Origin of the sequence: Cryobacterium tagatosivorans (assembly GCF_004402215.1) — a bacterium.
Classification (GTDB): Bacteria; Actinomycetota; Actinomycetes; order Actinomycetales; family Microbacteriaceae; genus Cryobacterium; species Cryobacterium tagatosivorans.
Map to the genome: position 1 here is coordinate 1 of NZ_SOEZ01000042.1, position 23,722 is coordinate 23,722.

Below are 23,722 nucleotides of genomic sequence, written 5' to 3' on the forward strand. Positions count from 1 at the left end.
CGATCATGAATGCTCCCGTCTCCTGTCATCGCTGGCCAGGAACCACGGCATCAAGTCTCGGCATCCACGTTACGAACGGCCTGGAAACGAGTCCGGCCCAGCCCCTATCAGCGATCACCTGATGCCAATCAGACCCGGTGACAACACCCCCCGGATCATCAACGACTGGGGGCAACAATCATGCCGGGCCTGACAGGCCAACACCCTCACACAATTACACGATCAAGGGATACGAAGAAGGTAACGGGGGCGCGTGGACAAGGACGAGGCTGCGGCGGTGTGGGCCGAGGCGCACACGGATGCCGGACGACCTGATCCCGCAGTGGAACTCGCCCAGCTCGAGGCGGCGGTGTATTCCAGGGCCGGCAGCGCGGAATCCGTCGTCGACTTCATCGACCCGGACACCGGTGAAACAGTGCGGGCGACCCCATCCGAGCTCCGGCTGCGCGCGCTGCGGGCCACGCGGCTGCGGGAGGCCGGGCTCGACGGCCACGACCGCTTCGCCGGTGCTCCTGCTCCGGATGCCGCCAGCACGGATTCTTTGGACATCCCGACGACGCCGCACGGACTCACCGGCCCGCCTCGTCGTCGTTTCGTCCTGCCGTTGGTCGCCGCGGCCGCCTTCGCGGCCGGCATCGTCACGGTCCTGATCGGGACCTCGGTCCTGGCTCCGATCGACGTGCCAGGCGCCCCGGTGGCCAACGCCGGCGCCGCGCCCCTGCTCATCTTCGATATTCCGTCCCGCTTCCCCGACGTTGCCGTGCCCGACCTCGGCGACCAGTTCGCGGCAGGCTCCCTCCGGAACGTTTCGGGCACCTCACTGGCCGGGCAGGGATTCGGTGTATACCTCGGCCGCGAAACGGGCACCGGGCTGTACTGCCTGATCGTGCATCCCGAGGACGTGGTCACCGCGTTCAGCTGCAAGACGGCGGACGACGTCGCCCAGCGAGGACTGGTCGTCGGGACGGCGGTGACGGTGCGCTCGCCGGTCACCTACGACGGCATTCTCGGCAACAACGAGCTGACGGCGGAACTGAGCCCTCGCGGCGACTTCTCGATGAGCCTCTCTCCGGCCGACCGGCAGCCGATTGACCCTCCGACGACGACCGGCACCCCCCTGGGGACGTGGACCAGCGAGCCGGAGGCAAACGGCGACTTCCAGGGCACCCTCGACGCGAGCGGCGCTGGTCTCGAAGTCGCCCTGGACTGCGTGGGAGAGGGGGCCGTGACGGTGGACCTCGGCGACGATGAGTCATCCGTATTCCAGTGCAGGCACGCCCGTCAGCGAGTAGACCTCGGGCTGACCTGGCGTATCGCCTGGGGCACCGGAGACGATCGGGGGATCGTCGGCGATTCCGGCATCGGCAAGGCGGGTCTTGTGCCTTTCGCAGTTGGTCCCCTCCCGCCAAGCTGACGAAAAATCGACAAGGGGGCCGATGATGACGGTTCGGGTTGCGCTACCCCTCGCCGTTCCAGCCGCGTGCCGGACCGACGAGGTCGTCCAGTTCTACCCGAGGGCTACGGGGCTAACGGCACATCAACAGGCGCCCCACATGCCGGCGCCGGAGGCCGCAGCACTGTCCTCGGCTGCCAGCAGCAGCGGGTAGTAGGCGTCGTTCGGCTCGATCCTGAGCGATTCCGCGGCGCCGGAGGCAACGAGTTCGTAGTTCACGAATCGCCCGTCCTCGGTCCACAGGTAGAACAGGCTGCGTCCGTATTGGTCGAGGGGGTCGCTGTCGGCGGTGATCCAGGTCACACTGCCGTCGGGCAAGAGCGTCCGCAACTGTGCGGTGGCCTCATTGCCGAAGCATTCGGCAAGGTCGCCCACTTCGGGCGTATCGATCCCGACCAGCCGCACCTTGACGGTGTCCGTTGTGGCGACGAAGGCGTTGGGCTGAGTCGTGCGCAGGAACAGCGTGTCGCCATCGTGCACGTGTTCAACGGTCATCGGCACGGCATCGCCCGGACGGGAGGGAACGCCTCCGCCTGCCGTGGTGGGAGCTCCGCCGGCCGCGCCAGTCCCCGGCTCTGCGGCGCCGTTCGGTTGGCCGAGCGGAGTGCTCAGGATGCCCTCGAGAGCCGGGGTCAGCGGCCCGAGCTGCTGGGCGGCGACGAAACCGAGCGCTCCGAGGGCCAGCACCCCGACCAGCAAGCCCGAACCACCCTGTATCCCACCCATTCCCTGAGACTAGGGCAGAGTGCGCCCTCGTGCCGGCGCAGGGGAGCGCCCGGCGGCCTGGACGTGGCCATTGGTTCGCGGCACGTCCAGGACCGCAACGTCGGCGCAATGCCGTTCGGCCAGGACGACTACTTCTTGAAGGCGTCCTTGATGTTCTCGCCGGCCTGCTTCAGGTTGGCCTTGGTCTGGTCGGCCTTGCCCTCTGCCTCGAGCGATTCGTTGCCGGTGGCCTCGCCCGCGGCCTCCTTCGCCTTGCCCACGGCCTTGTCTGCCGCGTTCTCCATCTTGTCTGCGCCGCTCATGTCGGCCTCCTTCTCTTCGCTTGTCGGATAGTAGACGGCCAAGATAATGCCGGATCGCTCCGCGCGAAAGGGGGTAGGGCAATTCCGGCCACGATCCGCTTTCGCGCACGGTCCGGTCCCCGAACGACCTGGTCCTGAACGAGCGCTGCGGTAATCAGGAACCAGCGTCCCTCGGCCCGGCCCCCTCGTCCCCGAACACCGCATCCGAGCCGATGTGCTTGCGGAACCTCGGCTCCCCGGTTTCCACGTCACCCGTCCCCGCGCGCAACCCGTAGTGGTCGTAGAGCTCGTGCTCCTCGGTGGCGCTGAGGGGCTCGTCGTTGTCGACATCGACCCGCGGGGCGTCCTTGACCAGGGACTTCGCGTAGGGCACATGCAGTTCCTCGCCGTCCCAGTCGGCTTCATCGAGGGGCGCGAACGATTCGGACAGTCCGAAGAGTCCCGTGCGAACGCTGACCCAGCTCGGGAGCCCGGTGATCTGGTCGAGAAAGACCTGGCCGACGTGTCCGATCTTCTCGCCTTCGGGGTCGAGCACAATGGCGCCCATGAGGGCGTTGATGTTCTCCGCGGTGATGTTCATGGCGTCCTGCTTTCGCTCTCATTGCCTCGGCTCGTGCGCGCGTCCCGCTCGAATGCCGGGGCGAAAAGACTGAAACAAAGTGGGAGTCTAGCCAGATGTCGGCCTGGCCTCCACGGTCCGCCGGGAGACAATCCATCCCTAGGCTGATGACCATGGATGTGCTGTTCGGGTTCTGGGAGACCGTTGCGAGCCGAACCGCGCCGCTCCCGCTGTTCACCGCCTGGTTGACCGTCGCTGCCGCAGCGGTCCTCGTGCTCGTTCCCGCGCTCTGGCGGCACAGCCGGCACGTCATCACGCTGGTGCACGAGGGCGGTCACGCCGTCGCCGCGACGCTCAGCGGCCGTCGGCTGGGCGGCATCCGCCTGCACTCGGATACCTCCGGACTGACCGTCAGCCGCGGCCGACCCCGCGGGCCCGGGATGGTCTTCACCCTCCTGGCCGGGTATGTCGCCCCGTCACTGCTCGGGCTCGGTGCCGCACGGCTGCTCAGCTTCGGCTACAGCGTCGCCCTTCTGTGGCTCATGCTCGCGGCGCTGGCCCTCATGCTCGTGCAGATTCGCAACTTGTTCGGCCTGTGGTCGGTCGCCGTGAGCGCCGCTGCGGTCCTGGGCGTCTCCTGGTTCGGCTCCGCCGGAGTGCAGAGCGTCTTCGCGCTGCTCGTGACCGCGGTGCTGCTCCTCGGGGCCGTGCGGGCGGTACTTGAACTGCATCGGACCCGGTCGCGTTCCCGCCATGACGGCACGTCGGACGCCGACCAGCTGGCACGCCTCACCCACCTGCCGGGCGTCGTCTGGGTGGCGGCGTTCCTCATCATCGGTGCCGCCTGCGCCTGGCTGGGTGCGGGCTTCCTCGGGCTGGCCTGACCGGCCGGTGCCGCGCGCTACCAGCGGTACGGGCGGGGAATCGCGTCGGCGTCGACGTAGTGCACGTCAGCCTCGGGGTCCAGCGGTGTGTCGGAGTCGGACTCCCGGCAGGACGCTTCCCACACCTCCTGGCCGGTGAGGGCGAGAATCTCGCCGTTGTCGACCAGCCAGCCGCGCACGGCCGTGTACGGGATGCCGCCCTGCGGTGAGGGGCAATTCGACCCCGTCTCGACCGTTCGGAGCACGAGGCTGAAGGTGTCCTCGGCGGTGATGCTGCTCGTGACGTATTCGAGGAGTTCCGAGTGCTCCACGGCCGGCGTCGTCTCCCCGGTGGGGTCGGTGTGGAAACTGACATGACCCACGCCCTCGGCGGCGACCGTCAGTTCATGGCTGCCGCTGCCGTGGCGGTTCCCGACCAGTGCGGCGACCAGCAGCTCCTGCCTGTCCTGGTGCGCCGTGGTCCGATCGCACCCCGGACATGCCACAACATAGCGGGGGAGCAGCACCCCCTCGAACCGCGCGCGGTTCGGCACCAGGGAGGCATCCGATTGGCAGTGAGGGCACGTGATTCTCATGAACTGACCCCCTTGTTCGGCCACGTCTCGCAGGCCACGGTGCCTGTGAGATCGTCGACCGGGTGTGTCGCTGGCGTCACGGTAGCAGTCAACGCCCGGCGACCGCAGTCGGTCGGATGGGGGACACGGCGTAGACCGGAACACCGGAGCTGGCGATACTGGGGGCGAAAGGCGGGAGGCCACCGGTGGACAGCATGAAGGCGTGGACGACAGACCTCGATCGTCGGCGTGTCGAGCTCGTGCGGAAGCCGGTGCCACAGGCGGCTGCCGACGAGGTCCTCGTCAGGGTGCTGGCCTGCGGGGTCTGCCGCACGGATCTGCACGTGGTGGACGGCGAGCTGGCGCCCCACCTCGCGGGGGTGACGCCCGGCCACCAGGTCGTCGGTATCGTCGAGCGCCTCGGCAGCGACGTCCGGCAGCTGGCGGTCGGCGACCTGGTCGGCATCGCCTGGCTCCGGCGCACCTGCGGGGTGTGCCGGTGGTGTCGCGCGGGACGGGAGAACCTCTGTCCCGAGTCCCAGTACACGGGATGGGACGCGGACGGCGGCTTCGCGGAGTACGCGACCGTGCCGGAAAGCTTCGCCTACCGGCTGGCCGAGGGCAGCGATCCGGTCGAAACTGCGCCGCTGCTCTGCGCCGGGATCATCGGCTACCGCGCCCTGTCCAGGGCAGCCCTGCCGCCCGGAGGTCGGCTGGGGATCTACGGATTCGGATCGAGCGCCCACATCACCGCGCAACTGGCCCTCGCCGCCGGCGCGGAGGTGTTCGCGATGACGCGGGGGGAACGAAACCAGGCTCTCGCCCGCGCGCTCGGCGCGTCCTTCGTTGGCGAAGCGGATGCCGTGCCCCCGGCCCCGCTGGATTCCGCCATCATCTTCGCCCCGGCCGGCACCCTGGTGCCGCTCGCGCTGCGGGCCACGACGCGCGGCGGCACGGTCGTCCTCGCCGGGATCCACGTCTCTCGGATCCCCGCACTGGACTACGACTCCACCCTGTTCTACGAGCGCGACCTGCGCAGCGTGACCTCGAACACCCGGGCAGACGGGCAGGACTTCCTGCGGATCGCGCACAATCTCCGGATCGTACCCACGGTGAGGCCCTACTCCTTCGGCCAGGTGGATCGCGCCCTCGACGATCTCCGGGCCGGAACCGCATCCGGATCGGTGGTCATCGACCTGGCCCTGCCCCGCTGAGTCCCCGAATTCGCACGTCCGTGACACCGCCGCAACGCTCCCGTAACCGGAGTTGCCCAGAATGGAGCCATGACGCGGGGGAACGCACGAAAACCGGGCACTGGAAAACCGAGCACGGCGGAACTGACCTGCGACAGCTGCGGCCAGTTGCCCGAGGCCTCCAAGGGACGCCTGACCGTCGTCAACGTGGTCACCATCCTTCCCATCGAACTCCTCGTGCACGCGGTCATTGTGCAGGCCGAGCTGCCGTACCTGGCCAAGGTGCTCGTGCTGGCCGGCACCGCGACGGCCCTCGTGATCTGGGTCGCGGAGCCCTCCGCCAGGCGGCTCCTGTGGAGCTGGTTGCACGCGCCCGCCCTGCGCCGGCGGCGGAAGCTCGACACCTCGCCCGCGCTATGGCGTGTGCGCACGGTGCTCGCCGACGCGCCGGGCGCCCTCGAGCGCCTCACCCACGGCCTCGCCCGGCTCGAGGCGAACATCCTCAGCATCCACGTGCACCCCGTCAGCGCCGGCGTGCTGGACGAGCTGGTGCTCAGCGCGCCCGGCGACCTCACGGAAGACGACCTGTTCGTCGCCGTGGAGGCCGGCGGCGGACGCTCGACCCGGCTATGGCCGACGACCGCCGTGGCGCTGACCGACGGACAGACCCGGGCGCTGACCCTGGCCGCCCGGGTCGCCGAGAATCCGGGTGACCTCGGGCCCGCAATCGCCGAGCTCCTGGCGGCCGAGCTCGTGGTCGACCTGTCCGGCGCGCCGGATCCACGGGTCACGAAGCTGGGGCCAACCCTCCTCAAGGTCCCGACAACCTGGCACGCACCCCTCATCTTCTCCCGCCCGGGCGAGCCGTTCACCCCGGCGGAATCGGGCCGCGCGCACCGCCTCGCCGAACTCGCCGAGGTCGTCGAACTCACGCAGCTCTCGCGCTCCGGCCCGGCCGGGGTTCGGCCCGCCCCACCGACCGGCGCCTAGGAGACTGCTGAACAGGGCGCCTTGAGTGGGCCGGGGTTCGTGAATACCGGAACCTGTGGGTGGATATTGGCTGTTTCGTCCGGTCTTCGGGCACGAACCCTCAATCCTTCCGGTCTTCAGCCCCCGGTAGGTGAGGGGGCCGACTAAGCGCTCCGGGTGCCCGCGTTCCCATTGGAACGTCGTTCTACCGGAAACTCGCCGGTAGAACGACGTTCCTCCCGCTGCCGGCGAACAGCGGCGCGACCTGTGCCGGCGTGTACCCGGCAATCCCGCACCCCACTTCGGTCACGAGGAAGCGCAGCTCGGGATGCTCCGCCGCGAATCCCACGAAGTCACGCACGTTCTCTCGCAGCACGGCGAAACCGCTCATCGTGTCGATCGCATAGGTCCGGCCGTGCAGCCCGTGACCCTCGCCCCAGACGGCACCGAAGTTCTCGAACGCGAAACGGGCAGCGCCCCCGAGGTGGAGGCCCCCCGCGTTCGAACCGAACACGAAGATCTCGTTCGGCTGCAGTTCGGAAATCATCGGTTGCCTCCCGTGCTTCTGCAACGAGAGTACCGCCGTCGTCTAGCCTGAGAGCATGAGCCAGAGCTCCTCGACCGAAACCAGCCGACGCCCCCGCTGGGTGCAGAACTATCTGTCGGAGGAGTCCCCGCCGGTGCAGCCGGCGCGCACCGGCTGGTTCATCGCGGCGGCCATGCTCGTCGTGCTCGGTGCGACCGCTTTCTTCCTGGTGTTGAACGGGGTCCTGAACCAGCAGGGCCTCACCCTCCTCGACGAGCCGGTGCGGGCGTGGATGGTGGAGCACCGTTCCGAGGGCTGGACGACCGTCATGGTCATCATCGCCGAGGTGTCCGGCCCGATCGGCATGCCCATTGTCGTCGCGGTGTTCATCGCCCTGTGGGTCTGGCGTTCCGGGCACGCGTGGCGGGTGCTCGTCCTTGCACTGGCCATGCTCACCGGCATGTCCCTCGCCCTGCTGATTGCGCGCCTGGTCGGCCGGTCGCGACCACCGGAAGAGTTCATGCTCATCGGAGTCGACCCCTCCTTCTCCTTTCCGTCCGGGCACGTCCTCGGCGTGGCTGACTTCCTGATCGTCGGCGGCTATCTCGTGGTCTCCCGGGGGCGGAGCTGGGGAGCCGCCGTGCTGTGCGCGGTGGTCGCCATCGTGGGAGTGGGACTGGTCGCCCTCACCCGCCTCTACCTCGGCTACCACTGGCTGACGGATATCGCCGCCTCCGTGTCCCTGTCGCTCTGCGTCCTCGGGCTGGCGATCGCGCTGGACACCTGGCGACCGCTGCGGCACCCGCCGGAGGCACCCACCGAAGAAGCATTGTCCCCGGGGACGAACAGGGTCTAGCCTCCTCAGCAGGAGGCCGGTTGGCCTGACACCCGAGGAGCGGCCGATGCGAGGAAAGGCGTCACGAGTCGCGACATCCCTGGCCGCGGGAATCGCGGGGGCGAGCCTCGTGCTGGCGGCATTCGCGGGATCCACGCCCCAGCCGGAGACGCAGCGGCTCCTCGCGGCCGACGGCGCGACCTCCGTGCACTTCACGGCCTCCGGCGACATCGCCGCCCGCACCCAGTCCGGGGCCGTGCTCGACCAGGTCGCGAGCATCCAGCCCGACCTGCACCTCGCCCTCGGCGACCTGTCCTACGACACGACAGGGTCCGAGCAGGCCTGGTGCGATTTCGTGACCGCCAGGGTCGGGGCCGGCTTTCCGTTCGAGCTCGTCTCCGGCAACCACGAGAGCAACGGGCTCAATGGCAATGTCAACGACTTCTCGGCCTGTCTGCCCAACCAGCTCCCCGGGCTGGTCGGAACCTACGGGCGCCAGTACTACGTGGACGTGCCCCAGGTGAACCCGCTCGTGCGGTTCATCATGATCTCGCCGGCGTTGACCTACCCGAACGGCCTGTGGTCGTACGCCCCCGGGAGCGCGCGCTACCAGTGGACCGCGAGCGCCATCGATGGCGCCCGGAGCGCAGGCATCCCCTGGGTGGTGGCAGGAGTGCACAAGCCGTGCCTGTCGGTCGGCATCTACACCTGCGAACCAGGAGCAGACCTGCTCAATCTTCTGCTCGCCAAGCGCGTCGACCTGGTGGTGAGCGGCCACGAACACCTGTACGCGCGATCGAAGCAGCTCGCGTTGGGCGCGTCCTGCCCGGCGATCACGCCGGGGACGTACGCCCCGGGTTGCGTCGCCGACACCGACAACGCCCTCGCGAAGGGTGCCGGCACGGTCATGGCCATCGTCGGGACGGGCGGTGTGGCCCTGCGCGACGTCGACGCGAGCGACTCCGAGGTCGGCTACTTCGCGGCGTCATCGGGGCTGAACCAGAACCCCAGCCACGGCAATCTCGAAGTGCGGGTGACGGCGGACACGCTGACGGCGGGATTCGTTCCGATAGCCGGCGGGACCTTCACCGATTCCTTCACGATCGCGGCGGGCGCATCCCCCGCGAACCAGGCGCCTGTGGCCTCCTTCAGCGCCGCGTGCGCCGGCCTCGCCTGCAGCCTCGACGGAACGGCCTCCGCCGACCCGGACGGAACGATAGCCGGCTACTCGTGGAGCTTCGGCGACGGCGGCACCGGGACCGGCCCCACACCGTCACACGGCTACCTCGCAGCGGGCAGCTATCCGGTCAGGCTGACGGTCACCGACGACGCCGGCGCCACGGGGGAAGCGACCCGGGTCATCGACGTGACCGCGCCGCCCTCGCCCGGGATTCAGGCCTCCGACGCATTCGGGCGAACGGTCGCGAACGGCCTCGGGACGGCAGACGCCGGCGGTCCCTGGACGACCACCGGGAGCGCCACCCTCTACTCGGTCGACGGCGCCGGAAACATCCGCCTCGCCGCGCCGGGTGCGGCGGCCGGCGGCTACCTCGGCCAGGTGGCCAGCGCGGCGACCGATCTGGGACTCGTCGTGTCCGCCACCAAAGCCGCGACGGGCACGGGCACGTATGTCTGGGTCAGCGGACGACGCGTCGCCGGTGCCGGCGCCTACGAGGCCAAGATCGCGTTGCGTTCTTCCGGAGCCGTCGGCCTGTCGCTGGTGCGCGTCAACGCCACGGGCGGCGGCGAGGTGACCCTGCAGTCCGCGATCACCCTTCCCGGCCTCAGCTTCGCAGCCGGGGAACGGCTCAACGTTCGTGTGCAGGTGACCGGCGGCGGCCCCACCATCCTGAGGGCGAAGGTGTGGAAGGTCGGCAGCGTCGAACCGGCAACCTGGCAGCGCTCGGTGACGGATGCCACCGTCGCGCTTCAGGCGGCCGGGGGAGTGGGTATCAGGTTCTACTTGTCCGGATCCGCCACGAATGCGCCGGTGACCGGCGTCATCGACGACCTGGTCGCACGCGTGCCCTAAGCGAGAGGACACCGATATGTTCCGGGACCGAACCGACGCCGGCCGGCAACTGGCCGAGCGGTTGGCGACGCTCGACCTCGTGGATCCGGTCGTCTACGCGCTGCCGCGCGGAGGAGTGCCGGTCGCCGTGGAGGTCGCCGCGCGACTGCACGCGCCCCTCGACCTCATCCTCGTGCGCAAGATCGGCGCGCCGGGCTGGCCGGAGGTGGCGATGGGCGCGGTCGTAAACGGGGAAGACCCGCAGACCATCATCAACGCAGACGTCTACGCGGCGACCGGCAGCGACTCGGCCGGCCTCGCCAGGGCTCGGCAGGCCGAGCTCGAGGAGATCGAACGGCGTCGCCGGCGCTACCTGGGCGACCGGCCGCAGGTGAGCCCGGCCGGCCGGGTCGCCGTCATCGTCGACGACGGGCTCGCGACCGGGGCCACGGCCAAGGCCGCGCTGGCCGCGGTGAAACGCCAGGGGGCCGCCAGGACGGTGCTCGCGGTGCCGGTCGCACCCGCCGACACCGTGGCCGACCTGCGGGAGCTGGCCGACCTCGTCGTCGTACTCGAGGTCCCCGCCGAGTTCTGGGCGATCGGCCCGTTCTACACCGACTTCCACCAGCTGACCGATGACGAGACGATCGGCCTGCTCCAGGAGGCGTGGTCGGGCGGCTGAACCGGCCGGGCGCCATGCCGGGTGTCGGTCGGGCACGGCAGAATGGCATTGTGTACCTTCTGGCAACCCGAACGGGCAACGGTGAGATCCTGGTCACCGAGCTCGACGCTGCGGGCGCCCCCGGCGCCCCGGCGGAGCGCATCGCCGTGGACGACTTTCCCGGCTTCGTCTCGACCAGGGAGGCCGACCAGCCGCGCTGGGTCTGGGACGACACCTCGCGGTGGTCGCCCGCGCTCCTGGCCGCCGGGGTCCGGGTGCGCCGCTGCCACGACCTGCGGTTGTGCCACGCGATCCTGCGCGGGTCGGAGCTGACGGCGACGAGCGAACTCGCCCGGCGAGCTCCCGGTCCGTGGGATCGCGCGCCCGCGTCCCCGGTCGTCGCACTTCCGGTCGGCGCGACCCTCTTCGACCTGGCCTTCGACGCCGGTGACCTGGCGGGCGGCGACGAACCGGCCGACGATGACACCATGGCCGAGTTCCTCGGCCAGCTCGCGGCGGTCGCCTCCTGCCCGGAACCCGGCCGTCTTCGGCTCCTGCTCGCCGCAGAGTCGGTCGGAGCCCTCATCGCGGCGGAGATGCAGTTCGCTGGGCTGCCGTGGCGCACCGACGTCCACGATCGACTGTTGACCGCCGAGCTCGGCACCCGGGTGGCGCACGGCACCCGGCCCGAGCGGCTCGAACAGCTGGCCCGGCGTATCCGCGGCGAACTCGACGAGCAGGCGTTCAACCTGGACTCGCAGCAGGAGCTGCTGAAGGCCTTGCAGCGAGCGGGCCTGATGGCCACGTCGACCCGGGCGTGGGAACTGAAGAAGCTCGACCATCCGGTGATTGAGCCGCTGCTCGAATACAAGAGACTGGCCCGCCTGCTCAGCGCGAACGGGTGGTACTGGATGGACACCTGGATCGTCAACGGCCGTTTCCACCCCGAGTATGTCCCGGGTGGCGCCGCCACCGGCCGGTGGGGCGCCAGCGGCGGGGGGCCGCTGCAGCTGCCCAAACAGGTGCGCGGAGCGGTCGTCGCCGACGAGGGATGGAAACTCGTGGTGGCCGATGCCGCCCAGCTGGAACCCCGTATCCTCGCCGCGCTCTCCGCCGACACGGCCATGGCCGCGGCCGGGCGCGACACCGACCTCTATGCGGGCATTGTCGCCAGCGGCGTGGTGGAAACCCGCGACCAGGCCAAGGTGGCCATGCTCGGGGCGATGTACGGCGCGACGACGGGGGAGAGCGGGCGCCTGCTGCCAAAGCTCGCCCGGGCCTACCCGCGGGCGCTCGGCCTCACCGAGACCGCCGCGCGCGCCGGCGAACGCGGTGACATCGTCACGACCCGGCTCGGTCGGTCCTCACCCAGGCCGGGCGAGAGCTGGCTGGCCACGCAGGCCCAGGCCTACGACCCGGCGGCCTCGGACGGCGACGAACGCCGGGCGCGCAGCCAGGCCCGCGACTGGGGCCGGTTCACCCGCAACTTCGTGGTGCAGGGGAGCGCCGCCGAGTGGGCGCTGTGCTGGATGGCCGAGGTTCGCAAGGAGCTGTGGACGCTCCGCGGCGCCGAGGCCCCTGGGCGACCCTCGGCGTTCGCCCGGACGCCGCACCTGGTTTTCTTCCTGCACGACGAGGTCATCGTGCACACGCCGGTCGCGCTGGCCGGGGAGGTGGAGCAGATCATCACGCGGGCGGCCGCCACGGCCGGTCGTCTCCTCTTCGGCGACTTCCCCGTCGACTTCCTGCTCACGGCGGCCACTGTCGACAGCTACGCGGAGGCGAAGTAGTGTGCGAGGCGGGAGGACGCATCCATGACTGACCTGATTTCGGACCGGTGCCCGGCAGAAGCGTCCGGGACGACCGGGCTCGAGGCCTTCCGGGACGCGAGACGGCGGACGGTCCTGGCGCCCCAGGGCAACCTGGCCCTCGTCAACACCCAGTGGATCACCGGCGACGTCGGGGTGTCCCAGCCGGTCTGGGGCGTTCCGGGTCTCTGGTCGCCTCTGCCGAGCGGGCTCTCCGGGCTTCGCCTGACCGCGGCGGCGGCCGATGGAATCCGCGTCGACGACGAGCTCGTCGACGGGAGCGTCATCGTCGCCGGGATGGACGCGCTCGCGCCGTCACACATCCGGTTCAGCCCGGCCCGCACCGGCACCATCATCGCCGACGCGGCCGGAGGGTACGCCCTGCGCGTGTGGGACGCCGAGTCCGACGGTATCCGCGCGTTCGGCTCCATCGACGCCTTCCCCTACGAGCCCGAGTGGGTGATTCGCGCGTCCTTCGTGCCGCTGGCCGGTGCGGAGGTGAGCGTCGCCCACGTCAACGACGAGGGCGCGACCCGGCAGAAGACGCTGCCCCGAGAGATCGTCTTCGACAGGGACGGGGCGGAGTATCGCCTGGCGGCCTTCCCGGACGGGCCCTCCCTCCTGCTGGTCTTCGGCGACACGACCAACGGCGTCCTCACCTACAGCATGGGTCGCTTCCTGCGAGTGTCGCCAGGCGACGACGGGACCGTCATCCTCGACTTCAACCGGGCGTACCTGCCCCCGTGCGCCTTCAGCTACAACTTCAACTGCCCGATTCCCCCGGCCCGGAACCGGTTCCCCATCGCCATCGAGGCGGGGGAGCGAAACGTGCTGACGAAGAGCGGCGAGCTACTGCACTGACCGCTGGGGCTCCGGCTGTGCCGGCACGCCCGCTGCGGGGCGCCGTCCTCGCCGGGGGCGAGCGTGGCTCAGCTCCCGCCCGAATGTCCCCGCGGCCTCACCGGCCAGCGCCGCCTCCGCCTCGTCGAGCCAGGCCAGGGCGGCGACGGCGAGAGCGGATGCTGCCGAGGCGGCCAGCCTGTCCTGTCCGGTGAGCGCGGCTCCGTCACCCACCCGGCGCCAGCGAGTTCGGTAGCCCGCGATGATTCCCAGCACATCGGCGTCCGGCAGCGAGGACGCGAGCAACACCCGGTCCACGAGGTCGTTCCATTCCTCGCCGACCGGACTGCCCGTGTCGCAGAGCCAGGTCAGCGCCTCGGCGCGCCCCAGGTCGGTCAGCCGGTACAGGGGAAGCCCATCGGCGGTGGTCCCGGCGGACTCAACCGCACCCTGCGTGACCAGGCGGTCCAGGGTGCCGTAGATCTGCCCGACGTTGACCGTTCGCCGGCCCGCGGTCCGCGACTGCAACTCGCCGTGCAACTGGAACCCGTAGGCCGGCCCGATCGTGAGGATGACCAGAAGGCTGCTTCGAACCGACACCGTTCCTCCGAGAAATTGCCCGATATAGCTATACCGAATATACAGAACGGGCGACCCCGGACGAACTCGCGGAATCACAGTGTTGTGATTTTCCGGCGCGGTGGGGCATAATTCAGCTAGCGACAGCAATGTCGTTCAATTTCATAGCCAGGCTGTACTCACTGCATTCGAGTTCGCCCGTTCAGAGGTCGTTGGGGAAGACGCACCTCAGAGGAACGGAGAATGAACGATGGCGGCAACACAGGCACGGCAGGCAGCAACTGCACGGGGAGTGCTTTATGTGCACTCCTCTCCTCGTGCACTCTGCCCGCACGTCGAGTGGGCGGCAGGACGCGCCCTGGGCGAGGCGGTCAATTTCGACTGGACCGACCAGCCCGTGCTCAAGGGCGCCCAGCGCGCCGAGTATTACTGGGAGGGCGACCGGGGTACGGGGGCTGCCCTCGCCTCGGCCCTGCGCGGATGGGAACACCTTCGCTACGAGGTCACGGAAGATGCCGGCCTCGGTACCGACGGTGGACGCTGGCTGCACACCCCGGACCTTGGCATCTTCTACGCCCAGACCGACACCGTCGGCAACATCGTCGTGCCGGAGGATCGGGTGCGTTACGCCATCGAGCTGGCCGGCGTGAACGCGCTGGAACTCCACCGCGAGCTCCGGCTCGCGCTCGGCCAGGCGTGGGACGACGAACTCGAACCGTTCCGCCACGCGAGCGATCTCAATTCCGTCGTCTGGCTGCACAAGGTCGGCTGACCCAGAACCTGCGATTCGCGGGATCGTGGCGCGAGGCGCGCAAGTCGGAGACCACTCCCGGCGGCACGTAAACGAAACGCTTCGAATCGTACTCAAGAAGAAGACCCCGGCCGGAAACCGGCCGGGGTCTTTCCTGGCCTCGGGGGTGGACAGACCAGTCTCCCCTCGTTCGGGGCTTGACGAACGATCGGGCTCGGCAGAAAGATGAGCAAAACTCACCCGAGCGGTCCCAGTGGGGCCGCGTGGCCGACTATCTCCACCCAGTGGGCTGCACAAGTCAGCACCCTCGCCGGACGACCTTGTCGTCCCGCACGTGGAGGTACCCGTGTCCGCTCGTCATGCCTTCCTGCCCGAACCGCGCACCCGCCGCAGCCGCCGCGACCGGGGCCGGAAGCAGCTCCAGCGTGCTTCGGTCATCCTCGTCGCGCTCGCGCTCGTGGGCAGCCTCCTTGCTCCCGCCCCGGCGTACGCCGTGGATGACACCTCGATTGCCGGGGCGGTCCGCGACCCGGGCGGAGACGGTGTCGCGGATGCGACGGTGGAGTTCTTCGACGCGACCGGCGACGGCAGCGCCTCGGTGCAATCGGTCGTCACGGCAGCGGACGGCTCCTACGCTGTGTCGGGCCTGCCGATCGGGACGTACCGGCTCCGGGCGTCGGCTGATCCTGCCGTGTTCATGCCGCGCTGGTACACCGGGTACCTGACCTTCGCGACCGCCACCGACCTGGCGCTGGCCGATGGAAACCAGCTGACCGCCATCGACGTGTACCTCACCGATGCCACCGACTCGATCGAGGGCGTCGTGCGTGATCCGGGCGGCACCGGGGTGGCGAACGCGACCGTGGAGTTCTTCGATGCCGCCGGCGATGGAAGCAGCCCGGTGACCTCGGTCGTCTCGGCCGCGGACGGCTCATACTCCGTGTCGAGCCTGCCCTTTGGGACCTATCGCGTGCGGGCCTCGGCCGATGCGGCCGTGTTCATGCCGCGCTGGTACACCGGGTATCTGACCTTCGACACCGCCACCGACCTGGCGCTGGTCGATGGGACCCACTTGAGCGCCATCGACGTGTACCTCACCGATGCCACCGACTCGATCGAGGGCGTCGTCCGGGATCCGGGCGGAACCGGGATCGCGAATGCGACCGTGGACGTCTTCGACGCGGCCGGCACCGGCCTGTCCCCGGTGAGGTCCGTCGCCACCGCCGCGGACGGCTCGTATTCCGTGACCGCCCTCCCGTTCGGCACGTACCGGTTGCGGGCATCCGCGGACGCGGCAGCGTTTATGCCGCGCTGGTACAGCGGCTACCTCACCTTCGACACCGCCACCGACCTGGCGCTGGTCGACGGAACCCACCTGGCCGCGATCGACGTGTACCTCACCGATGCCACCGACTCGATCGAGGGCGTCGTCCGGGATCCGGGCGGAACCGGGATCGCGAATGCGACCGTCGAGTTCTTCGACGCGACCGGCGACGGAAGTTCCCCGGTGTCCTCGGTGGTGTCGGCCGCGGACGGTTCCTACGTGGTGTCCAGCCTGCCGTTTGGAACGTACCGCCTGCGGGCCTCGGCCGATGCGGCCGTGTTCATGCCGCGCTGGTACACCGGGTACCTGACCTTCGACACCGCCACCGACCTGGCGCTGGTCGATGGGACCCACTTGAGCGCCATCGACGTGTACCTCACCGATGCCACCGACTCGATCGAGGGCGTCGTCCGGGATCCGGGCGGAACCGGGATCGCGAATGCGACCGTCGAGTTCTTCGACGCGACCGGCGACGGAAGTTCCCCGGTGTCCTCGGTGGTGTCGGCCGCGGACGGTTCCTACGTGGTGTCCAGCCTGCCGTTTGGAACGTACCGCCTGCGGGCCTCGGCCGATGCGGCCGTGTTCATGCCGCGCTGGTACACCGGGTACCTGACCTTCGACACCGCCACCGACCTGGCGCTGGTCGATGGGACCCACTTGAGCGCCATCGACGTGTACCTCACCGATGCCACCGACTCGATCGAGGGCGTCGTCCGGGATCCGGGCGGAACCGGGATCGCGAATGCGACCGTGGACGTCTTCGACGCGGCCGGCACCGGCCTGTCCCCGGTGAGGTCCGTCGCCACCGCCGCGGACGGCTCGTATTCCGTGACCGCCCTCCCGTTCGGCACGTACCGGTTGCGGGCTTCGGCTGATCCTGGCCTGTTCGCGCCGCGGTGGTACAGCGGCTACCTCACCTTCGCCGGCGCCACCGACCTGTCCGTCGTTGACGGAACGCACTACGCCGGGATCGACGTGTACCTGGAGCCGGCCGCCGGGGTGGCGCTGATCAGCGGAGTCGTGTCCGACGGGCTCACCACCGGTCCCCTCGCGGGCGCGTCGGTCGAGCTGTACGCCGCCGACGGCGACGGGACGACGCCCGTGCGCACGGCGGTGACCGACGCGCTCGGCCAGTACGCATTCACCGGTCTGACGCCCGGCGTTTACCGGGTGAAGGCCTCCGCGGCGGGGCGGATCGCCCTCTGGTACTACCTGGCACTCAACTTCGCCGACGCGTTCGACCTCAACCTGACCGGGGGCGGCACCGCCAGCGCGGGATTCACCCTCTACGACTCGGCAAACGGCATCAGCGGCCACGTCTACCGCTTTGACACCGGTGCCCCCGTTGCCGGCGCGACCGTCGAGGCCTTCGTTGCCTCGCCCCCCGGCCTGACGCCGATCGCGACCACGGTGACCGACACCGTCGGCGCCTACGCATTCTCCGACCTCCCCGCCGGTTCCTATCGCCTGCGATTCTCCGGAGGGCCGAGTCCCGCCGACGTCGAGTGGTATTCCAACGCCGACAGCAGCGATTCCGCCAACGTGATCGGCCTCGGCGCCGCCGATCACCAAACCTCGATTGACGCCCACGTCGGCGACACCTTGGCCGCCTGGCAGGCCACACCCGTGCCGGTGATCTCCGGCACACCGGCCGTCGGTTCGACCCTGACCGCGATTGTCGGCACCTGGCTGCCGGCACCCGATTCCCTGGACATCCAGTGGAAGAAGAACGGGCTGCCGCTTGCCGGCGCAACCGGCAGCACGTTTACCATCCCGGCGGATGCGCGCGGGTCGAAGATCCTGTTCGAGGTCACCGCGACGAAAGCCGGCTACGCAACGGTGACACTCGCCAGCGACCCCGTCTCGGTCCCGGCCTTCTCAGCGGCCGAGCTGGCCGCGGCCATGGAGGCAGACGGGACGATGCTGCTCGGGGTCGAGGCCGACGGGCTGGCCGCGGCCGTCGGCACCGGCAGCCTGGGCAGCTTCCCCCGGGCCGGCGGAAGCTACGTCGTACTCTCGACCGGCGACGCCGTCGATGCGGCGGCCGCGCATGAACCCGACTACGGCCTGTCCACCGACCTGGCAGACGCCCCTTCCGGCGCCGGAGGCCAGGACCTCACCCGGCTCACGCTCACGCTCAGCCCGCCGCCGGGCGCCGCCTGCCTGGCCGTGGACTTCGCCTTCGGCTCGGATGAGTACCCGCAGTACGTCGGGTCCGCGTATAACGACGTCTTCACCTTTGAGACTCCGTCGTCGAACATCACCCTCGACGGCAGCACGATAGTGGCCCCCAACAACCGGGCGCTCGACTCCGCCGGACAGATCCTCTCCATCAATACCATCGTGGGTTTCGCGCCGATCGCGGGCAACGGCATCAACGGGTGGACGCCCGGGCTCACGGCGCGCGCACCGCTGATCGAAGAGGGCGGCAGCTGGAAGGCGGTCTTCTCCCTGCAGGACATCGGGGACAGCATCCTGGACTCGGTCGTCCTGCTCGACAATCTGCGGTATCTCAATGCCGCCGACTGCGCCGGCGGCGGCGGAGCCACTCCGATCGATCCCATCGTCGGCTCGGTGCCGGTGATCGTTGGCACCCCGAACGCCTGCGAGGCGCTCACCGTTCTGCCCGGCGCGTGGACGCCGGCGCCGGTCTCGCTGAGCTACCAGTGGACCGTCAGCGGCGTCGCCGTGCCGGGGGAGACGGGCACCAGCTTCCTGGTCCCGGGCACCTCGGTCGGCGAACCCGTCGCTGTCGTGGTGACCGGCTCGAAACCCGGCTACGTCCCCGTCTCGCACACCAGCGTGGCGACATCCGCCTACATCCTGTGCGACCTCACGGGTCCGGTGCCGACCATCTCCGGCGACACGGCCCTGGGCTCGACCCTGACGCTCGACACCGGGGGCTGGGAACCCAGCCCGGTCGACGTGGCGGTTGAATGGCAGAGGGAAGGCATAGTCATCCCCGGCGAGACCGGCACGTCGCTGGTTCTCGGGGCCGCTGACGCGGGCGCGGAGATCACCGCTTCGGTGACGGGCAGCAAGCCCGGCTACTCGACCCTGACCATGCTGTCAGCGGCCGTGACGATCGGCACGGCCCCCGTCCTCAGCCCCACTCCGGTCCCGGTGGTGGTTGGGAGCACGATGGTCGGCGAAACGCTGACGGCCAGCGTGCCGCCCTGGGGCCCGGCGCCCGTCGAGATCTCCTACCAGTGGCTCCGGAACGGCGTCGCCGTCGCCGGTGAAACCGGAGTGTCGATGCTGCTCGGCGCCGCCGACCTGGCGGCGACGATCACCGTTGCCGTGACCGGGTCGAAGGTCGGCTACGAGTCCGTCACACGAACGAGCCTGCCGACCGTTCCCATCACGGCGGGCCTGCTCTCGGGACCGGTCCCGACCATTGCGGGTGTCGCACTCGTGGGCTCGACGCTGACCGTTAACCCGGGCTCGTGGACTCCGGGACCGGTGACGCTGGCCATCCGGTGGCTGCGGGACGGGGTTCCGATCGCGGATGCCACCGGCACGACGTTGCTGCTCGGATCCACCGACGCAGGCACGTCCATTTCGGTGTCCGTGACGGGCACGAGGTCCGGATATGCCACACTCACCCGGGTATCGACCGCGGTCGACGTGCCGGGTATCCCGGTGCTGGAGCCGACACCTGTTCCCACGGTCTCGGGTCTTGCCCGGGTCGGGGAGACCCTGACCGCGGCCTCGGGCACGTGGGGTCCGGCCCCGGTCGAGCTGTCGTACCAATGGCAGCGTGACGGCCTGGCCATCTCCGGCGAGACCGGTGTGTCGCTCGTGTTGGGCGCCGCAGATCTCGGTGCTGTGCTGGCCGTTGCGGTCACCGGCGCCAAGGCCGGCTACGCCTCGGTCAGCCGGACGAGTCCGCCGACCGTGGCCGTCGTGGCGGGCATCCTGTCCAGCCAGGCCCCCGTGATCACCGGCAGCGCAGTCGTGGGTTCGACTCTCACGGTCACCACCGGGACCTGGGGGCCTGCCCCGGTTACCCTGGCCATCCAATGGTTCAGGGACGGGGTGGCGATTCCCGGGGCGAACGCATCCTCGCTTCTCCTCGGCGCGGCCGATCTCGGAGCGATCGTCACCGTTGAGGTGAGCGGCTCCAAGACCGCATACGGCTCGATCACCCGCGCCGGCACCGGCACGTCCCCGGTCGTGGCCGGCACGCTGATCGCCCCGGTGCCCACGATTTCCGGCACCGGGACCGTCGGCTCGACGCTGACGGTCGACACCGGAACCTGGGGCCCGAGCCCCGTGGGCCTGTCGGTCCAGTGGCTGCGCAACGGCGGCGCCATCCCCGGTGAGACGGGCGCCACGATTCTGCTCGCGGTGATCGACGGCGGCACATCGATCACAGTTTCGGTGACGGGCAGCAAGCCCGGCTACACCACGGCGACCCGGCAGTCCGCCGCCGTCGAGGTAGCCGGGATCCCGGTGCTCAGCCCCACTCCCGTGCCCACGATTTCGGGGCTGACCGCGGTCGGCGGCACGCTGAGCGCAAGCCCCGGCACCTGGGGCCCGGCACCCGTCGAGCTGACGTACCAGTGGCTGCGTGACGGCGCGGCCGTCGCCGGGGAGACGAGCGCGTCGATCCTGCTCGGCGTCGCCGATCTGGCCGCCGCGCTGAGCGTCACGGTGACCGGGGCCAGGGCCGGCTACGCCCCGGTCAGCCAGACCAGCGCGCCCACGGCACCGATCGGCGTTGGCACGCTGTCCGCCCCGCTACCCACCGTCTCCGGCAGCGCCGACGTGGGCTCGACCCTGACCGTCGACACCGGCGCCTGGGGTCCCACCCCTCTGACCCTGGCTATCCAGTGGCTGCGCAACGGGACCCCGCTCGCCGGTCAATCCGGCTCGACTCTCCTGCTCGGGCTCGCCGACGGCGGCACCTCGATCAGCGTCTCGGTGACCGGCGGCAAGCCCGGCTACACAACGGTGACCCGCACATCCGTCCCCGTTGTCATCACCGTTCCCGCTCTTTCCCCGGCTCCGGTGCCAACGATTTCGGGCGGCGTGATGGTCGGATCGACGCTGACCGCCAACTCGGGCAGCTGGGGACCGGCGCCCGTCGAGCTTTCGTACCAGTGGCTTCGCGACGGCGTCGCGGTAGCCGGTGCGACGGGCGTGACCTTCGCGCTGGGCGCAGCCGAGCTGGGCGCCTCGATGAGCGTTGCGGTCACCGGAGCCAGGGCCGGCTACACCTCGGCCACCCGCGCCAGTGCCGCCACGGGACCGGTCGCGGCCGGCATCCTGACCGCTCCGGCGCCCTCCGTCGCCGGCAATGCGGTGGTCGGCTCCACGCTGACGGTGGACCCGGGGACCTGGGGCCCTGCCGCCGTCAGCCTGGCGATCCAGTGGTTCCGCGACGGCGCCCCGATCGCGGGGGCCACCGGTTCCGCACTCCTGCTCGGAGCGGTCGACCTCGGCGCGGTCATCACGGTGGAGGTGACCGGTTCGAAGACCGCCTACGGCACGATCACGCGGAGTGGGTCGCCGACGGCGCCGATCGACGCCGGCACCCTCACGGCTCCGGTTCCGACGGTGACAGGCTCCGCCAGCATCGGCTCGACCCTCACGGTCGACGCGGGAGTATGGGACCCGGCCCCGGTGACCCTGGGGCTCCAGTGGCTGCGCAATGGCATTGCCATCCCGGGAGAGACCGGCGCGACGCTGCTGCTCGGCACGGTCGACGGCGGGACGGCGATCACCGTCTCGGTGACCGGCACAAAGCCTGGCTACTCCACCGTCACGCGGGTGTCGGCGCCGGTGACGGTCCTGCTCCTCGCCCCGACGCCCGTGCCGACCATCTCCGGAGTTGCCGCCGTCGGTCAAACCCTGACCGCGGCATCCGGCAGCTGGGGTCCGGCCCCGGTCGAGCTCGCCTACCAATGGCTGCGCGACGGAGCGGTGATCCCCGGCGCGAACGGGGTCTCCCTCACCCTCGGCGCAGCGGACCTGGCGACGGCGATCAGCGTCGCGGTGACGGGCTCGAAGGTCGGCTTCGGCTCGGTCACCCGCACGAGCCTTCCGACGTCCCTCGTCGCGGCCGGCACACTCACGGCCCCGACGCCCTCCATCTCCGGCAGCAGCGCGGTCGGCTCGACGCTGACCATCCTCTCCAGCCCCTGGGGGCCCGGCGCGGTGGGCCTGCAGATCCAGTGGCTCCGTGACGGCGTGCCGATCGACGGCGCGACGGGCCTGTCGCTGATTCTCACCGCCACCGAGCTCGGCACCGTGATCACGGTCGAGGTGACCGGAACCAAGCCGGCCTACAACACGATCACCCGGTCGAGCGCCGGCACGTCACCCGTGGGGCCGGGCACACTCGCGGCGCCGACACCGGTCGTCTCCGGCACCGCGGTGCTCGGCGGCACCCTCACCGCCACAGCCGGCGCCTGGGGTCCAGCACCGGTCGCACTCGCCTATCAGTGGCTGCGCAACGGCGTGGCCATCCCCGGCGCAACAGCGACCACGTACACGCCGGTCGTGGCCGACGTCGGCGCCGTCGTGGCGGTCACCGTCACCGGGACCAGGACCGGCTACGTCACCGCCAGCCGCACCAGCACGGGGACCGGGCCGATCGCGGCGGGCACCCTGACCGCGCCGATCCCGACCGTCTCGGGAACCGTCGCGGTCGGCTCTGTCCTCACGGCGCTTCCCGGAGCCTGGGGCCCCGCCCCGGTCACCCTGAGCTACGCGTGGCGCGCCAACGGAGCGCTCATCACCGGGGCGACGGGGTCGACCTACACAGTGACGGCGGCGAACATCGGCGCGGTCCTCACGGTCACCGTGACCGGGTCGAAGCCCGGCTACACCACGGTGTCCCGGACAAGCGCCCCGACCATCCCCGTGCCCTCGGGATGCCCCACCACCACGCCCGTTCCGACCATCTCCGGATCGGTCACCGTTGGCTCGATCCTGACGGCCCAGCCCGGAACCTGGGCCCCCGCACCGATCAGCCTGACCTACCAATGGCGGCGGGACGGTGCTGCGATGACGGGCGCGACCGGAACCACCTATACGGTTCGCGTGGCCGATATCGGCTCGCGCCTGACCGTCACCGTGACCGGATCGAAGTCCGGCTGCGCCTCCGTCGCCCGCACGAGCGCCCAGACGGACCCCGTGCCCGCGCAGGCATTCACGGCGGCGCCGGTCCCCACGATCTCGGGAACGTTGCGCGTCGGCAACCAGCTGACCCCGAACCCGGGCAGCTGGCAGCCGTCCCCGGTGCAGCTCAGCTACCAGTGGCGACACGACGGCGTGAACATCCCGGGCGCCACCAAGGCGGTGTACCTGCTCACCGGGGCGGACTTTGACAGGAACATGACGGTCGTCGTCGTCGGGACCAGGACGACCTACGCGACCACCACCCGGATCAGCGCCCCGACGACAGCCATCCTGCCCGGCTTCATGACGTCGACACCGACGCCGTGGATCACCGGCACGGCGAAGGTGGGCAAGGTCCTGTCGGTGCACACCGGGCAGTGGGAGCCATCCCCGGTTCCGGTGGTCTTCACCTGGCGGCGCAACGGAGTTGCCATCCCCGGGGCGACCGGCGGCTCCGCCTTCTGGGACTACAAGGTCGTCACCGCGGATGTCGGCAAACGCATCACCTGTACCGTGACGAGCACGAAGACCGGCTACGTCTCGGTCACAAAGCTGACGGCGGCCACCGCCATCGTCACGGCCAAGTAGGCCCGCTTCGGCACGCAGCCCGGTGGGCTCC

Annotated in this window: 17 protein-coding genes; 11 read left to right on the plus strand and 6 right to left on the minus strand. The window is 70.2% G+C overall.

The annotated features are described in order from the left end of the window. The first annotated feature begins 253 nt into the window (after nt 1–253). Nucleotides 254–1,414 (plus strand): DnaJ-like cysteine-rich domain-containing protein, encoded by a 1,161-nt coding sequence (locus tag E3O23_RS08330; protein ID WP_134490007.1) that lies wholly within the window; start codon nt 254–256, stop codon nt 1,412–1,414. A 123-nt stretch (nt 1,415–1,537) separates the two neighbouring features. Here E3O23_RS08330 and E3O23_RS08335 read toward each other — a convergent pair whose 3' ends face one another. From E3O23_RS08335 to E3O23_RS08345, 3 genes are all read right to left on the minus strand, one after another. Then, complete coding sequence (locus tag E3O23_RS08335; RefSeq protein ID WP_134490008.1) at nt 1,538–2,179, minus strand: thermonuclease family protein; 642 nt, start codon at nt 2,177–2,179, stop codon at nt 1,538–1,540. 128 nt (nt 2,180–2,307) lie between these two features. Beyond that, the gene (locus E3O23_RS08340) at nt 2,308–2,481 is read right to left on the minus strand and encodes a CsbD family protein (protein ID WP_134490010.1); all 174 of its coding nucleotides are present in this window, start codon (nt 2,479–2,481) and stop codon (nt 2,308–2,310) included. Nucleotides 2,482–2,635: 154 nt separating this feature from the next. Then, on the minus strand, nt 2,636–3,061 hold the full coding sequence (locus E3O23_RS08345) for a PRC-barrel domain-containing protein (RefSeq protein ID WP_134490012.1): 426 nt from the start codon (nt 3,059–3,061) through the stop codon (nt 2,636–2,638). 146 nt (nt 3,062–3,207) lie between these two features. Between E3O23_RS08345 and E3O23_RS08350 the strand changes: the two genes are divergently transcribed. Further along, entirely contained in the window at nt 3,208–3,924 is a 717-nt protein-coding gene (locus E3O23_RS08350; protein WP_198415167.1) for a M50 family metallopeptidase, read from the plus strand. A 17-nt stretch (nt 3,925–3,941) separates the two neighbouring features. Here the strand turns inward: E3O23_RS08350 and E3O23_RS08355 are convergent, their stop codons facing one another. Beyond that, nucleotides 3,942–4,499 (minus strand): zinc ribbon domain-containing protein, encoded by a 558-nt coding sequence (locus E3O23_RS08355; RefSeq protein WP_134490014.1) that lies wholly within the window; start codon nt 4,497–4,499, stop codon nt 3,942–3,944. Nucleotides 4,500–4,693: 194 nt separating this feature from the next. Here E3O23_RS08355 and E3O23_RS08360 point away from each other — a divergent pair, with 194 nt between their 5' ends. Beyond that, nucleotides 4,694–5,692: a zinc-dependent alcohol dehydrogenase family protein gene (locus E3O23_RS08360; protein ID WP_174776612.1), complete on the plus strand. Its 999-nt coding sequence runs from the start codon at nt 4,694–4,696 to the stop codon at nt 5,690–5,692. 69 nt (nt 5,693–5,761) lie between these two features. Next, complete coding sequence (locus E3O23_RS08365; protein ID WP_241983390.1) at nt 5,762–6,661, plus strand: ACT domain-containing protein; 900 nt, start codon at nt 5,762–5,764, stop codon at nt 6,659–6,661. Nucleotides 6,662–6,845: 184 nt separating this feature from the next. Here E3O23_RS08365 and E3O23_RS08370 read toward each other — a convergent pair whose 3' ends face one another. Beyond that, entirely contained in the window at nt 6,846–7,187 is a 342-nt protein-coding gene (locus tag E3O23_RS08370) for an A1S_2505 family phage non-structural protein (RefSeq protein WP_134490018.1), read from the minus strand. 55 nt (nt 7,188–7,242) lie between these two features. Here E3O23_RS08370 and E3O23_RS08375 point away from each other — a divergent pair, with 55 nt between their 5' ends. From E3O23_RS08375 to E3O23_RS08395, 5 genes are read left to right on the plus strand one after another with little or no spacing between them, the layout of a single operon-like run. Continuing rightward, a complete protein-coding gene (locus tag E3O23_RS08375) occupies nt 7,243–8,022 on the plus strand; it encodes a phosphatase PAP2 family protein (RefSeq protein ID WP_134490020.1) in 780 nt (259 codons plus the stop codon). 46 nt (nt 8,023–8,068) lie between these two features. After that, nucleotides 8,069–10,033: a PKD domain-containing protein gene (locus E3O23_RS18120; protein ID WP_166790456.1), complete on the plus strand. Its 1,965-nt coding sequence runs from the start codon at nt 8,069–8,071 to the stop codon at nt 10,031–10,033. Nucleotides 10,034–10,049: 16 nt separating this feature from the next. After that, on the plus strand, nt 10,050–10,694 hold the full coding sequence (locus E3O23_RS08385) for a phosphoribosyltransferase (RefSeq protein WP_134490022.1): 645 nt from the start codon (nt 10,050–10,052) through the stop codon (nt 10,692–10,694). A 50-nt stretch (nt 10,695–10,744) separates the two neighbouring features. Further along, nucleotides 10,745–12,463, plus strand: a complete 1,719-nt coding sequence (locus E3O23_RS08390; protein ID WP_134490024.1) for a bifunctional 3'-5' exonuclease/DNA polymerase — start codon at nt 10,745–10,747, stop codon at nt 12,461–12,463. Nucleotides 12,464–12,487: 24 nt separating this feature from the next. After that, entirely contained in the window at nt 12,488–13,342 is an 855-nt protein-coding gene (locus E3O23_RS08395; RefSeq protein WP_134490026.1) for a DUF1684 domain-containing protein, read from the plus strand. Here the strand turns inward: E3O23_RS08395 and E3O23_RS08400 are convergent. Continuing rightward, nucleotides 13,331–13,921, minus strand: coding sequence for a PadR family transcriptional regulator (locus tag E3O23_RS08400; protein ID WP_166790457.1), 591 nt, complete (start codon nt 13,919–13,921; stop codon nt 13,331–13,333). The two genes, E3O23_RS08395 and E3O23_RS08400, sit on opposite strands and share 12 nt — an antisense overlap. A 229-nt stretch (nt 13,922–14,150) precedes the next feature. On the opposite strand from E3O23_RS08400, the gene E3O23_RS08405 reads away from it, so the two are divergent. Both E3O23_RS08405 and E3O23_RS08410 read left to right on the plus strand, forming a co-directional pair. Next, nucleotides 14,151–14,672, plus strand: a complete 522-nt coding sequence (locus E3O23_RS08405) for a DUF3145 domain-containing protein (protein ID WP_134490037.1) — start codon at nt 14,151–14,153, stop codon at nt 14,670–14,672. Between the two features lie 325 nt (nt 14,673–14,997). Further along, nucleotides 14,998–23,691, plus strand: a complete 8,694-nt coding sequence (locus tag E3O23_RS08410; protein ID WP_166790458.1) for a carboxypeptidase regulatory-like domain-containing protein — start codon at nt 14,998–15,000, stop codon at nt 23,689–23,691. The last annotated feature ends 31 nt before the right edge of the window (nt 23,692–23,722 follow it).